This window comes from Liquorilactobacillus vini DSM 20605 (genome assembly GCF_000255495.1).
Classification (GTDB): Bacteria; Bacillota; Bacilli; order Lactobacillales; family Lactobacillaceae; genus Liquorilactobacillus; species Liquorilactobacillus vini.
In genome coordinates this window covers 1-13,083 of the sequence record NZ_AHYZ01000155.1, presented here as the reverse complement: position 1 = coordinate 13,083, position 13,083 = coordinate 1, and the positions used below count along the sequence as shown (strand labels likewise).

General features: G+C 35.7%; 15 protein-coding genes and 2 pseudogenes. 2 read left to right on the top strand and 15 right to left on the bottom strand.

The annotated features are described in order from the left end of the window. Together ON15_RS08715 and ON15_RS08710 are read left to right on the top strand one after the other, a co-directional pair. On the top strand, positions 1 to 338 hold a 338-nt coding region (locus ON15_RS08715; RefSeq protein ID WP_010581101.1), incomplete at its 5' end, for an NAD(P)/FAD-dependent oxidoreductase. Between the two features lie 21 nt (positions 339 to 359). After that, a complete protein-coding gene (locus tag ON15_RS08710) occupies positions 360 to 995 on the top strand; it encodes a VTT domain-containing protein (protein ID WP_010581100.1) in 636 nt (211 codons plus the stop codon). A gap of 139 nt (positions 996 to 1,134) precedes the next feature. Here ON15_RS08710 and ON15_RS08705 read toward each other — a convergent pair whose 3' ends face one another. From ON15_RS08705 to comGA, 15 genes and pseudogenes are all read right to left on the bottom strand, one after another. After that, positions 1,135 to 1,770 (bottom strand): TIGR01906 family membrane protein, encoded by a 636-nt coding sequence (locus ON15_RS08705; RefSeq protein ID WP_010581099.1) that lies wholly within the window; start codon positions 1,768 to 1,770, stop codon positions 1,135 to 1,137. Between the two features lies 1 nt (position 1,771). Further along, the gene (locus ON15_RS08700; protein WP_010581098.1) at positions 1,772 to 2,542 is read right to left on the bottom strand and encodes a TIGR01457 family HAD-type hydrolase; all 771 of its coding nucleotides are present in this window, start codon (positions 2,540 to 2,542) and stop codon (positions 1,772 to 1,774) included. A 23-nt stretch (positions 2,543 to 2,565) separates the two neighbouring features. Next, complete coding sequence (locus ON15_RS08695) at positions 2,566 to 3,165, bottom strand: YutD family protein (protein WP_010581097.1); 600 nt, start codon at positions 3,163 to 3,165, stop codon at positions 2,566 to 2,568. A gap of 2 nt (positions 3,166 to 3,167) precedes the next feature. Continuing rightward, positions 3,168 to 4,562: a bifunctional metallophosphatase/5'-nucleotidase gene (locus ON15_RS08690; RefSeq protein WP_010581096.1), complete on the bottom strand. Its 1,395-nt coding sequence runs from the start codon at positions 4,560 to 4,562 to the stop codon at positions 3,168 to 3,170. 21 nt (positions 4,563 to 4,583) lie between these two features. Continuing rightward, positions 4,584 to 5,192: pseudogene (locus tag ON15_RS08685) on the bottom strand (metallophosphoesterase). Positions 5,193 to 5,410: 218 nt separating this feature from the next. Beyond that, entirely contained in the window at positions 5,411 to 6,754 is a 1,344-nt protein-coding gene (locus tag ON15_RS08680) for an amino acid permease (protein WP_010581095.1), read from the bottom strand. Positions 6,755 to 7,049: 295 nt separating this feature from the next. Further along, a complete protein-coding gene (locus ON15_RS08675; RefSeq protein ID WP_010581094.1) occupies positions 7,050 to 8,258 on the bottom strand; it encodes an acetate/propionate family kinase in 1,209 nt (402 codons plus the stop codon). A 20-nt stretch (positions 8,259 to 8,278) separates the two neighbouring features. Beyond that, complete coding sequence (locus ON15_RS08670) at positions 8,279 to 9,013, bottom strand: class I SAM-dependent methyltransferase (RefSeq protein WP_328285378.1); 735 nt, start codon at positions 9,011 to 9,013, stop codon at positions 8,279 to 8,281. Positions 9,014 to 9,043: 30 nt separating this feature from the next. After that, a pseudogene (locus ON15_RS12220) lies at positions 9,044 to 9,250 on the bottom strand (class I SAM-dependent methyltransferase); the annotation flags it as partial. 116 nt (positions 9,251 to 9,366) lie between these two features. Then, positions 9,367 to 9,660, bottom strand: coding sequence for a hypothetical protein (locus ON15_RS08665; protein ID WP_010581092.1), 294 nt, complete (start codon positions 9,658 to 9,660; stop codon positions 9,367 to 9,369). Then, the gene (locus tag ON15_RS08660) at positions 9,650 to 10,081 is read right to left on the bottom strand and encodes a ComGF family competence protein (RefSeq protein ID WP_010581091.1); all 432 of its coding nucleotides are present in this window, start codon (positions 10,079 to 10,081) and stop codon (positions 9,650 to 9,652) included. Before ON15_RS08660 ends, ON15_RS08665 begins: the two co-directional genes overlap by 11 nt. Before the next feature lie 156 nt (positions 10,082 to 10,237). Further along, positions 10,238 to 10,768, bottom strand: coding sequence for a prepilin-type N-terminal cleavage/methylation domain-containing protein (locus ON15_RS08655; RefSeq protein WP_268869596.1), 531 nt, complete (start codon positions 10,766 to 10,768; stop codon positions 10,238 to 10,240). Beyond that, positions 10,719 to 11,012, bottom strand: coding sequence for a competence type IV pilus major pilin ComGC (gene comGC / locus ON15_RS08650; protein WP_010581089.1), 294 nt, complete (start codon positions 11,010 to 11,012; stop codon positions 10,719 to 10,721). The genes ON15_RS08655 and comGC overlap by 50 nt, the downstream gene beginning before the upstream one ends. Next, complete coding sequence (locus tag ON15_RS08645; RefSeq protein WP_162255781.1) at positions 10,999 to 12,036, bottom strand: type II secretion system F family protein; 1,038 nt, start codon at positions 12,034 to 12,036, stop codon at positions 10,999 to 11,001. Before ON15_RS08645 ends, comGC begins: the two co-directional genes overlap by 14 nt. Next, positions 12,008 to 12,994 (bottom strand): competence type IV pilus ATPase ComGA, encoded by a 987-nt coding sequence (gene comGA / locus ON15_RS08640; RefSeq protein WP_010581087.1) that lies wholly within the window; start codon positions 12,992 to 12,994, stop codon positions 12,008 to 12,010. The genes ON15_RS08645 and comGA overlap by 29 nt, the downstream gene beginning before the upstream one ends. Positions 12,995 to 13,083: the final 89 nt, after the last annotated feature.

The window sequence follows — 13,083 nt, the reverse complement described above, 5'->3', positions numbered from 1 at the left end:
TTAAAGAAGTCCGCGGAGAAAAACAAAAAACTCTCAATGCGGATTATTTGTTAGTCAATTATGGAATCATTTCCAGCAACAAATATTTAAATGCTTGGGGCTTAAATGCACAACATGGCTTAATTCCAGTTGATTCAACAATGCAAACTGCTGTCAAAGGAATTTACGCAATAGGTGATGTTGCATCTTATCCAGGAAAGCTTAATTTAATTGCAACTGGTTTTGGTGAAGCTCCACTCGCGGTTAATAATGCAATGAACATGCTCTATCCAGAACGGCGGCAACCTGCTCATAGTACGCAACTAGTTAAAAACTTGCCTCAGTTTAAAAATAATTAAACTCGCTACAAGGAGAAAATAATGAACTTCTTAATGGATTTTATTTTTCATATTGACGATCATTTAGTTTCACTGGTTAATATTTTTGGAAATTGGACCTATTTGATTTTATTTTTAATCATTTTTATTGAAACCGGTGCAGTCATTTTGCCTTTTTTACCCGGTGACTCGCTGCTATTTGCGGCCAGTGCTTTGGCTGCAAATGCTAACTATCATTTAGAAATTTGGATATTAGTTGCCATTTTCTGGGCAGCTCCATTACTCGGGGATGGATTAAATTTTAAAATTGGTCAACAAGTTGGTGATCATATCAAGCCTAATTCTTTTTTGGGACGCTTTATCAAAGAAGCTGATTTGACCAAGACACGAAACTTTTTTGAACGCCACGGAGCGTTAGCAATTTCGCTGGCTCGGTTTATGCCAATTATCAGAACTTTAGCACCTTTTATTGCCGGTGGCAGTGGCATGCCGTTTATGGATTTCTTCAAATACAACTTTATGGGAGCAACTGCTTGGATGCTGCTCTGCTGTTCTGGAGGCTTTTTCTTTGGCAACTTGCCATTTGTCCAAGAACATTTTTCATTAATCATTATTGGAATTATTCTTGTATCCATATTGCCAGCTGCAATTGGAGCGTTAAAACATAAACTTTCTTAAAGCAAGCATTCTAATATAAATCTGATTTTTTATTTAATCCAAGCCCATTAAGAGCTACTATTGTTGTTAAATAGTTTATGAAAACTAATCTAAAATAACACCTAGCTAAAAGGAAAATTCAATTTTCTTTAGCTAGGTGTTATTTATTTTTTAGTAATTTATTTCTAGTTATAATAAAGCAGCTCAGCAAGCCTCCAAAGAAAAGGATAGCGAACCACCCAAACATTGCCGCAAAAAAACTCTCTGGTAACACTTTAATAATTGGATCAGTTTGTGGATCAAAAATCCAGTCTTGGTTACGAAAAAGTAACTGGTGAAAGGCAATAAAAAAATCCGAAAAATCTAAGACCGCAAAAGTCAAAATAATAGCTGCAGCGGCCAAAAGATAACAACTAGGCAAATATAACTGCCACCAGCTATCAAGGCGCTGTATTTGCCGCAACTTTTTGATAGCTGGCCAGCCACTGATCAACAAACACAAATAATTGATCAATACCAATTTCTTAACATCTTGAAAATGTATCAAACCATCAGTTGACATTTTAAGCTTAAGCTTTAAATCTGTGACCCATGGAAAATTCAAGTAGGCAAGTAACTGATGATACTGAGTAATCAATTGACGATTAGACAGATCAACTTTAGCACCAAGATGATAATGATAAACAAAATAGTAATAAATCGGTGTAAAGTTGAGCGTTAAGACAATGCAACAGCTTAAAAAAAATACCATTAAGCAAATTACCGGCAGCCACTCAAGCCAGACGGACAATTTCAAATTAAACCTCCCACTGATCAAGTGAATCAATTTGAAAAGTTGGCTGAATTGGCTGTTTAGCCACTTGTTCTTTAGTCGAAACCCCAGTATAAACTAATAAGGTATCAATTCCAAAGTTGATGCCGGCTTTAATATCGGTTTGATAATTATCACCAACCATAATTACTTGATCCTTTTTTAACCCAATTTTCTTTAAGGCTTTCTCCATAATGATTGTTTCAGGTTTGCCAATATAAGTTGCTTTTTGCTGCGTTGAACACTCGACTAAAGCGATCACCGATCCAGCCCCCGGGACCAGTCCCCGCTCATTCGGCAAATTAGTATCCGCATTGGTTCCAATAAATTTAGCCCCACGCTTAATAGCTAAGGTTGCCAATTCAAATTTATGATAAGTAACATCATAATCTAAGCCAACTACAGCATAATCCGGATTTTTCTCCTCAAAGCGAAAACCTTGATCCAAAAAAGCTTGTTTCAATCCTAACTCGCCAATTACATAAACTGTTCGCTTATTGGGATCTAAATCAGCCAAATAATCAGCAGTTGCCAAGCCACTGGTATAAACATTTTCTGGTTTAACATGAATCTCAAAATTATCAGCCAGATTAGCAACAACCGCTTCTGGTAGCTGAGTGCTGTTGTTAGTAACAAACAAAAAAGGCACCTGTTTTTCTTGCAATCGTTCAATAAAACGTTTAGCCGCTGGAATCTTAACCTTGCCGCGATACATTGTTCCATCCAAATCGATTAAATAGCCTTGATACTTTTTCATTCTCTTTTTCTACCTGCCTTAAATTAATGTTTTTGTCGAATTGTAAAATGACGTTGATGTGAGTTTGCCGTTTTAGTTTGATTAGCAACTGATAACGTCCGCTTTTTATTAGGCTTATTTTTGCGTTCATGGATCTCAAAATCAATTTTAGCAGTTGGCCGACGATTATAGTTCTTTACTTGGGTACTCCCCCGTCTAGTAGCACGTTGCCCATCTTTTTTTCTGCGCCGATAGCGCTTAGCTGGCGTCACAACCTGCAAATTTTTCAGAATAAAATAGGCACAGCCAAAATTACAATACTCATATAAATAATCCTGTAAATGGGTAATGCTTTGCGAAGGATATCCCTTAGTATTGCTTTCACTGTAAAAGCCATGCAGCCTTAATTGATCAAAACCCCAATCACCAACTATATAATCATATTTTGTCAAAATTTGGCTAAATCTTTCTTCTAATTTGTCAACTTGGAATCCATCACGATAATTTTTGATCAGCAGATATGGTCGTCCATCAATCAGTAACTCATTTTTTCCTGTGACCTGCACTTTACTGGCATATTCTTTTAAAGTTTCAGCCTTTTTGGCTAACTGTGCTTGGCGCTTTTCCTTTTTTTCACTATTCATAATCACTCTTCTTTCTCAAGTGGATATTTAGTTGCCAAATAATCACCGACAATATCTCGCAAAAAGCGATCACCCCAATAGCTAGCATGACCAGCTATTTCAAGGGTTGGAAAATACGGACAATAAATAAAATTATCAACCGTCCCCAGTTCGTATTCTGACCCTAAATCAATTGGTTGCCCATTAATCAAAACTTCCTTAGTCAATGGATCATATTGAATGCCATCATAAACTAATTCGCCAAAAATTTTCCCTCGAAAACCATTTCCCTTAACAAAAGCAGAGCGCAAATGATTACGATTTTTCTCCATTTCACGAATTAAACGCCATAAATTGTAACCGTTCAAACGAACACGCACAATTCGCATTGGATGCGGCAAAATTCGATGCAAATCATTTTTAGTAATAATTCCTTCATGTAAATCTCCTAAAAACAAACCGCCATTTAAAATTGCCAGTTTTGTTTGCGTCAAATTCTTCACGGCTGCCAAACCAATTTTGGTCAATGGTGAATTGCCAATTAGTGAAGCATTCAAAGTAACTGGCAACTTAGCCACCTTAAATTGTTGCAGCAATTGTTCGCCCTTTTTTTGATAACCATCAATTTCTAGCTGATCACCAGCTGCTTCAGGCAACTGTTCAGTTTTAATGACTTCAGCCTTAGCAGCCGTTAAATTCTGCTGATCAAAATTCAAAGTAACTTTGCCAATGTACCGACCCCATTTGCCTGCTGCACATAAAAGGGTTCTTCCCACCCACTCACCTGTTGGCAGTAAATGATGAGTATGGCTTCCTAAAATCAAACCAATTTGCGGATACTTTTTAGCAATTTGCCGATCCAAATTGATCCCTAAATGCGACATTAAAACAATCAAATCAACTTTAGGTTGGATCTTGGCAAGTAAATCCGGCAAGACTTGATCAACTGGCAATGCCTGCCAATCATTCATATCATAAGTAGCAGCAAATGGCATTGTACAAGCAATTAAGCCAATTTTTACTCCGGTTTTGGTTTCAACTATTTTGCTTTCTTTTGTCCAATCAGGTTTTTGGCCAGTTTGACGGTCAAGCAAATTATCCAAGATCAAAGGAAAATTTGCTTGCTGATATAAAGTCTCTAATTGTTGATGTGAATTACCGATTCCCTCATTATTTCCAATCGTTGCTGCATCATAGCCGATTTGATTCATTAATTTAATATTGATTTGTCCATTGGTAGCTTCGGTATAAGGATGGACTCGATCCATTGTATCTCCTAGGTCAACAGTAATAACTTTGATAGCGAATTTTTTTAACCTAGCTCGTTGAGTTAAAATGTACCTCCTGATTCGCGGGAAATTTTCAAAATGCGAATGCAAATCATTAGTATGAAAAATAACCACTTGCTCATTGGTCAAAAATAAGACCTCCTTATTGGATTAAAACAACCTTTTTTGAAAATCAACCTTTTTAGCTTGAACCATTTCGCTGATCTGTGCTTGTGAAAAAGGCGTTCCGAATGGGATTTTCTGCCTTAAATAATCACTCTCTGATGTATCAATCCCAACATTTAAATTATTAACGGAATTTAAACTGGCGTGATGAATGTGACCATGAAGATTAATTCCATTTCTGGAAATTCCTAACAGTAATGGATAATGAGTCAAAAAGAATTGGTGATGATCAAATTTTAACAGACAACCAACATCATGGAAAATAAATTTTCTGCGCTGATTTGTCAGTAAATAATTATGCTGTTGCAAAAATTTAAAGAAAGCTCGGGAATCATGATTGCCCTTGATAAACACAATCTATCCTGCCAAAGTTTTCAGCAAAGACAAGGCTTGCTGGTAGGCCGCTTTTTTACTGGCGATCAAAGCCACATCACCTAAAAGATACACGATATCATTATCGGTGACTGTTTGATTCCAATGATTAACAATTGTTTGATTCATCTGTTCAACAGTTAAAAAAGTTCTCTTAGCAAATTGCGGACTATCAACCATCTTTTGATCGTAAAAATGTGTATCGGCAGTAAAAAAAAGCATTTTAATCCCAGCTTTCAAATCCTTTCAATAATTATCTTACAACTATGTTTCACAAATAACAAAAGAATAATTGTATAAAAAAACTGCCTCTCCAAGATAGAATTTAAATCAATCTTGCAGAGGCTGATTAATAATTATCTTCAGCTTTGGTAATTGAAAAACACTGTTTGAGCTATCAAAGCTAAAATATCACGTAAGAATTTCAATCTATTTTATAACTATCCAGCCTGGATCGTCACGCTACTCAAAAGCCATAAAACCAGGAGCCAGATAACGGCTGCCAATAATGCAATTAAAGTCATTTTATCTAAACACATCACCCAGGCAACAAACAGCAAGAACCCGAGCACTAAATAATCAGTTATTGGTCTGCGAGATTTTTTGAATGGCAACTTGGTTTGCTTACAACATTTTAGATGCGCACAGATGATCATTGCCCAAATAAACAAAAAGCAAGTAGTTGCAACACTAGCAATAAAAGAAAACAATATCGTATTTGGAAAAACAAAATTGGCGATTACAACAATCCCAATTACCGCCGTTGAAAAGAGAATACTATTAGCGGGTACTTGACGACGAGAAAGGTGACTCAACTTTTTAGCTAGACTGCTTTGCCGTCCGCGGCTAAGCGAAAACAACATGCGACTAGTACTAAAAATCGAACTATTGCAAGCCGAAGCCGCAGCTGTCAAAACAACAAAATTGATAATTCCTGCTGCTGCGGGAACTCCAATCAATTTAAAAACTTGGACGAATGGACTCTGATCTGCCGGAATTTGATTCCAAGGATAAATACATATTAAAGCAAGCATTGATCCAACATAAAATAAAATTACGCGAAGTGGGATCTCGTTAATCGCTTTAGGAATTGTCATTTGTGGTTTTTGAGTTTCTGAGGCTGTAACACCAATCAGTTCAATCCCAATAAAGCCGAACGTAACCATTTGGAAAGCCTTCACAAATCCCGCAATCCCAGTGGCAAAGAAGCCGCCATAATTAAACAAATTCATTACTGAGGCTGTTGCATGCTGAGTCTTAAAGCCAATCATCACTAAAACAACTCCAGTAATGATTAAACCTACAATTGCCGCAATTTTAATCAACGCGAACCAGAATTCCGTTTCACCAAATAAACCGACTGCTGTTAAATTAGCTGCTAACAGTAATAATAAAATTACCATTCCCGGCAACCAACGTGGCACATTGGGAAACCAATACTGGAGATACAAACCACTGGCGGTTAAATCCGCCATAGCAATCGTGATCCAACAAAACCAGTACGTCCACCCTGTCACAAAACCAACTTTTTTTCCTAGATACTTTGCTACAAAATCAATAAACGAATGTTTAGTTAAATCTGATAATAATAAATCACCCATTGCCTGCATTAACCAAAAACAAATTATGCCAGTAATTAAATAAGCCAAAACAATTGCTGGTCCAGCAGAGTGAATTGATTTGCCAGAGCCAAGAAATAATCCGGTCCCAATCGTTCCGCCAAGCGCAATCATCTGAACATGCCGATTTTTCAAGCCACGCGCTAAACCTTGATCATTATTCAACTAAAAAGCACTCCAATCATTTTACAAAAACACACTTATAATATTATATCTTGCATTTTGAATGAAGTAAAATTCAAACCTTTCAATTTTAAATGATCAAAATTCATCATTAGTCAATCACCACTAGCTAAAGTCATTAACTTGTAAGCCATGAACCCTAATGGATTTTGAATCACAATTTGCATAGATACATCACTGCATAATTACCAAGTAACTATGACTAACACGATAATTACCAATGTCTTCTTCTATGTTCTCAAGTTACCAGAGGAATACAGCCTATTACTAATTAACGTCATGAGATTTTTGGTCCATCATTAAATTTACCTAACTCAAACACATCTTTTGCGATCATTAATTCTTCATTAGTTGGAATTACCCAGACAGCTATTTGGGAACTTGGCTGGCTAATTTTTGCAATTTGACCAATAGCTGCATTTTTTCTCTCAGCCAATTTAACACCAAAAAGATTCAACTTATCACAAATCAGTTGCCGAATGAGCGGCACATTTTCTCCAATTCCTCCGGTAAAAACTAAATTATCAACCTGTCCTAATTCAGTAATATACGCGCCCAGATACTTAATGATCCGATTAACAAAAATCTTAATAGCTAATTTAGCCTGTGAATCAGAATTAACTTTAGCTAAGATATCTCGTAAATCCGAAGAAATTTGCGAAATTCCTAATAAACCAGATTTTTGATTTAAAATGTCCAACATTTGCTGCGGTGAAATCTGCAGCTTTTCCTGCAAGTATACTAATAAAGATGCGTCAACATCCCCAGAACGCGTTTGCATCGTAATCCCTGAGACAGGCGAAAAACCCATTGTGGTATCAAAGGACTTGCCATTTTTTATTGCACAAATTGAAGCTCCCGAACCTAAATGCATAATAATTGCATTGGCTTGGTTACGAGGCTGATCAGTCAATTCAAGCATCCGGCTGAAAACATACCGATAGCTGATACCATGCGCCCCAAACCGACGCACATGATATTTTTCAAAATACTGATAAGGTAAACTATAAAGATAGTTTTCTGGCGGAAGCGTTTGATGAAAACCTGTATCAAACACCGCCACACTAACTGCTGTGGGCAACTCATGTTGAAAAGCCTTGATTGCCAAAATATTACCTGGATTGTGTAGTGGGGCTAATTCTTTAACTTGTTCCATTAAATTCAAATTAGCCTCATCAATGATAACTGATTTTGAAAAAAAGCTGCCGCCATTTACAAAACGATGGCCCACACCCTTAATTTCAGTTAGTTTTCCAACAATTTGATACTTTGTCAAAATTTCCAATAAGCAATCGACAGCTGCTTCGTGGTCTGAAATTTTCAGTTGTTCGCGATGCTGCTTATTGGCAACTGAAAAGCTAAACTCACTTTTTTCTAACCCAATTCTTTCAATTAATCCAGCTGCTAGAACTTGTTTTTGCGGCATTTCAAAAAGTTTCCACTTTAAAGAAGAACTTCCCGCATTAACTGCCAGTATTTTAACCATACTCAATCTCTCCTAAAACTCTAGTAAAATAAATTCTTATGCTGCCAAGACTTGACTTGTTCAACAAAATTTTCCAATTTTGCGTGATCTTTAATTATTGGAAATTCTCCAATCAAAACCGGGACTGCCTGCTTTGCAATCGGCCCCTTTTTTTGCAAGATTAATAATGACTTTTGCGCTTCTTTTGAAGCAAATAAATCTGCTGGTAAATTCAGTAAGCCTTGAAAATGAGCAAAGCTTTGAATAACCTTCAGTAATGCTTTAGCTTCAGCCGTTTGAAAAATAAACTTTGGAACTAAAAAAATACCTAAGCCATTTGGTTTTAATTGTAATAAAGATTGTTCAATCAATAAGTGATGAACAAATGAATGACCCTTAACTGAACGACTAGTAAAGTTTTTAGTTTTCTCATCTAGCGGATAATACCCCACTGGTAAATCTGCAACAATAATATCGGCTTTTGGAGTAATCCAAGGATCAATTGCATCTTGATGATATAATTCAATTTGTGTTTGTTGCAGTTGAACACTCATTGAAGCAATTGCTAAAAGTGTATCATCATTATCAATCCCCCAAAATTCAAGGTTGGAAAAACCTGCTTTTTGTAAAAAATGATCCAATGTTAGTAATAAATTAGCCGTTCCAACGGTTGGATCAACCAAAACTATTGGCCTTGAGGTTGGAAGAAAGCTTTTTAAGAAATCAGCAATTAAAACTCCAATTGAATCCGGTGTTAATTGATGGGTGGCTTGAATTTTGTCAACACTTTGGGCGCGAAATAAAGCAAACTGAATAACCTGTCTTTTTTGCTCAGCCGTCAAAGCTAAATTTGAAAACTGCTGATAAATTTCGGTCAGTTTTTTTTGCTCAGCTTCAGTTGGATGACCATTTTCAACCATTATTTGCCCAGTATTTAAGTTATCTCCCGATTCAATTAAAGCATCTAAAAAAGACGAATTGAGTGACTTCATCAATAAATTAACCGATTCTAAAAATAGATCAAACCCCTGTTTTACTTTTTTATTTCCATAGCAAAGCTCCTGTTTTCTATTGTCAAACTACCTTTACCAGTTTAATGATTTCTAGACTTTATTTCAAGAGTTATATTTTACTCACTTAAATTTAACGGAGAGTTTAAGGTGATTTGACGACCATTTTCTAACGTTATGCGATATTTAGTCCCTTGAAATTCAACTTTTTGCTGAGCAAATTTCATAATTTGATTCTTCTTAATACTATTAGCAATTGCTATGTTTCGAAGGATGACAGCTTGATTATGATCTAATTGACTTTGATAGCTGCTCATTCTTTGCTGATACCATAAAATTTGCAGATAGCTCGCAGAAGCAAAAATCATTAAAAATGTAATCGCTGGAAATAACATAAAACCCTTAATTTTCATTTTTAGTTAAAATATACCTCACTAAATGATATTTTTTCTGATGAATCGTCGCGGTAATTTTCAAATAACCAGCTGCATAGTCAATTTGATAATTTTCAACATCATACAATAATGGTAAATATCCACCCTCAGTTGCTACTAATTTAAGCAAATTTTTTGAACCATCAAAAACTAAATGATAACTTTTGTTAGTCACTGGACTATAAAAAAGACTTACTGATTGATCAGCAACATGTTGTAATTCTAAATTATCGCCAAAAAGTGTCGTTGAAAATCTTTCCCAATCTAATTGATCGACTTTTGACTCATTAAAAAGCTCGCTTCGTGCAGTTGATAAAACAGTCCCGACTAAAAGTGTAAATGTTAATGTAATTCCTAAGGCCAGTAAGCATTCAATTAAAGTAAAAGCATCCTTTTTCACTATTATTTCACCGCCTCATTTAAGAGCTGCTGTTCTTTTGAAGAAAGCTTTTTAGTTGATTGATCTAATAGTTTATAGCTCACATTAACTGTTTGTTGACTTTTTTTTAATAAACTGTTTTTTTGTGCTTCTTGCTTGTTTAAATACTGACCCTCTTCACACAAAAAAATTATTCCCAGACAAAATAAACTTAGTGCGATGATCGTTTCTGCCAAGACGAATCCCGACTTGCTCGTTTTGTTTGACATAGTATTTCCCCCACCCAACCTGAACTACAATTTTGTAATGATGTTTTTCATCCGTGGAATTGATTAAAACAGTTGTCCCTTTAACTTGACCAGTTTCACTAATTGAAATTTGTTTAAAACTAAAAACATACAAAGTTTTAGGCAGCTTAATCGTGGCAAGTATTCGGTTTTGTTCATAAAAAGTGATCTTGTCTTTTTCAAATTTAATATTTCCCCATTCTTTACGTTGTGAAATAAGTGTAAATTCCTGATTCCAAGTATATTTCAATTTGTTCCAGAAATTTTTTTCTTGATAAACTGTGGTCAGATTGCTAGCTGGCTTAATTGTAAATAACAGCAAACTAGTAATCAATGTCAATACCACTAACATCTCAATCAACGTAAAAGCATCATTCCTGAACCTTAATCTTAGCTTTGACAGCTTTTTGATATTGCGCATCATTCAAAAAACCTTCCTTTTTTAAGTCATCAAGTGAAACGCTAGGGGTATCATACTGATCACGATACAAATCTGCTTGAGTTTGAACAACTTGATTTAAAGCTTGATTACTAACTGTCTGAGCACGATCCTTTTGTGAATTAATATTCGGCAAAATCAGCAGGATCAGCAAAGCAATAATAAAAAGTACGATTGACATTTCAATTAGAGTAAAAGCATTTGTTCGACTTTTAATAATTTTCATCAGAAACTCCCCCCAAGTTTTGGTATAAAGGTAATAGGATCTCAAGATAGGTACTGACGATTACTAAGGCAACTAGTATAAACATAATTGGTTGAATTAATTCAATCAGTCGACTAAAGCTTGACAGCAAGCGTTGATATTTCACGGATGAAAAATACAGCAGTTCTTCGCTTAGTTGACTGGAAGTATGCCCTTTACTGAAGAACAGCCGAAATTCAGGTGGTATAAAAGCTCGTTGTGCTGGCAAAGTGGTTAACAGATTCCCTGAAAGTGAGGCATCATGCAAACAGTGACTAAATTGAAATAATAATGATTTTTCATCAAATCTCGTTAGCAGCATGCAGATTTTTTGTAGATCCAAACCACTTTTCAACATCAGGCCCAAATTAAAGGTCAAGTAGTAATAGGCATATTCACGAAAAAGTTTCCCTAAAACTGGCACTTGACAAAGCCAATCCCACTTAGAAAGATACTTTTTTTGAAAAAAGTACTTCTTGACTCTTAAGAAGTAAATTCCAACCCCACTCAAGACAATTCCAAGTAAAACCTGCATCAGAAGATTAAACGAATTTAGACTGTTAGAACTAGCTTGGAAATCAATTAATTCTGGTTTTAGCCAATAATTAACCATGATTACGAGTACGACCAGCAAAGCAATCAATAAAAAAGGATAAAACAAAACTCCTTGGAGATGTTCCTTTTGCCGTTGCCGTTGACCATAAAATTTGGCAAGCTGTTCTAGACTAAGCAGCAGCATTCCATGCTGCTCAGCAATCCATAACTGATCCGCAATATCACGATTGACAAAAGGACGCAAACTCGAGCTTAAGGTCTTGCCTTGCAACAACTCTTTTTCTAATTGCCGATATTTATCTCGACTTTGTGGAAAGAGCAAGGGTAAATCACTCGCAATTTTTTTGATCGAAAAACCAGCTTGTAGTAAATCACTGCAAGTTTGGAAAAAATCAGTTTGCTCTTTCAAGGTCCATTTTGAATTATCCATACCAAAAATTTTCTTTTTCAATTGCTGAAATCCAGTTCTGTTTTTGACAAAAATCAAGGTTTTCCCTCCAATCATGTGAGATTTCTGCTGTCAAATAAGAATTAAATAATTCAGGCGTAATTAGCAGTTGTTCGCAAAGAAGCTTAAACTGCATATCAAGCGTTGGAATTAAGCGCTGATAATTGATCAGGCGAATACTAGACCATAAATCGGATGCAGGAATCTGCCAATCAATTAATCTTTTTAAAGCACTATTCGCACAATTGGCATGCAGCGTACTAAAAACCAAGTGTCCGCTTAAAGCGGCATCAATCACGGCACTCGCTGTTTGCGCATCACGAATTTCCCCGATAATCAAAATATCCGGACGATGTCTTAATGCCGCTTTCAATAATTCTAAGTAGCTCATTTGTGCCTGAAAATTGACTTGAAACTGCTGAAAACTAGGTTCGTAGATTTCGACTGGATCTTCAATCGTCATAATTTGAACCTGACTAAAACTTTTAGCTAATTGATACATCGTTGTAGTCTTACCTGATCCCACCGGGCCACAAAGTAGAATCAAGCCTTTCTCTTGAGCTTTAATTTTCAAATGTTGAAATTGATCAGGAAAGAAAAAATTATCCTGCTGAAAGGCCTGTTGATAAATCAAACGTAAAACTAATGATTCAAAGCCTTGAAAATCACCAATTGTCGAAATCCTACCAAATACTTTTTGATTTAATTGACCCTCTTCAGCAAAAATTATTGAGCCTGTTTGTGGTCGTCGATGTTCTGAAAGCATTAATCCCCCCTTAAATTTTAAAAAATTGATCAACTGTATCCCTTGCTTGATAGATAATCTTCGGTATTTTTTCAAAAAATTGCCAGCCAAAAACTTTATTTCGACAAAATCATTTTTTTGCGTAATGTAAACATCACTGGCATTTTGCCTGATAAAAACAGCGATGAACTCTTTGACAAATTTTTCAACTTCCATTTTTTCACCTCCCTGTTGGTTAATACGTCAGAAAGCCTAAATTTATCCATAAAAAAAATCTCTAAACATTTTTCAGCTTAAAGATCCGT

Coding starts and splice junctions, on each gene's coding strand:
- comGA (WP_010581087.1), bottom strand. CDS start 12,994: ATGGAAGTTGAAAAATTTGTCAAAGAGTTCATCGCTGTTTTTATCAGG.
- ON15_RS08665 (WP_010581092.1), bottom strand. CDS start 9,660: ATGAAAATTAAGGGTTTTATGTTATTTCCAGCGATTACATTTTTAATG.
- ON15_RS08655 (WP_268869596.1), bottom strand. CDS start 10,768: ATGCGCAATATCAAAAAGCTGTCAAAGCTAAGATTAAGGTTCAGGAAT.
- ON15_RS08700 (WP_010581098.1), bottom strand. CDS start 2,542: ATGAAAAAGTATCAAGGCTATTTAATCGATTTGGATGGAACAATGTAT.
- comGC (WP_010581089.1), bottom strand. CDS start 11,012: ATGAAAATTATTAAAAGTCGAACAAATGCTTTTACTCTAATTGAAATG.
- ON15_RS08675 (WP_010581094.1), bottom strand. CDS start 8,258: ATGGTTAAAATACTGGCAGTTAATGCGGGAAGTTCTTCTTTAAAGTGG.
- ON15_RS08695 (WP_010581097.1), bottom strand. CDS start 3,165: ATGAATAGTGAAAAAAAGGAAAAGCGCCAAGCACAGTTAGCCAAAAAG.
- ON15_RS08710 (WP_010581100.1), top strand. CDS start 360: ATGAACTTCTTAATGGATTTTATTTTTCATATTGACGATCATTTAGTT.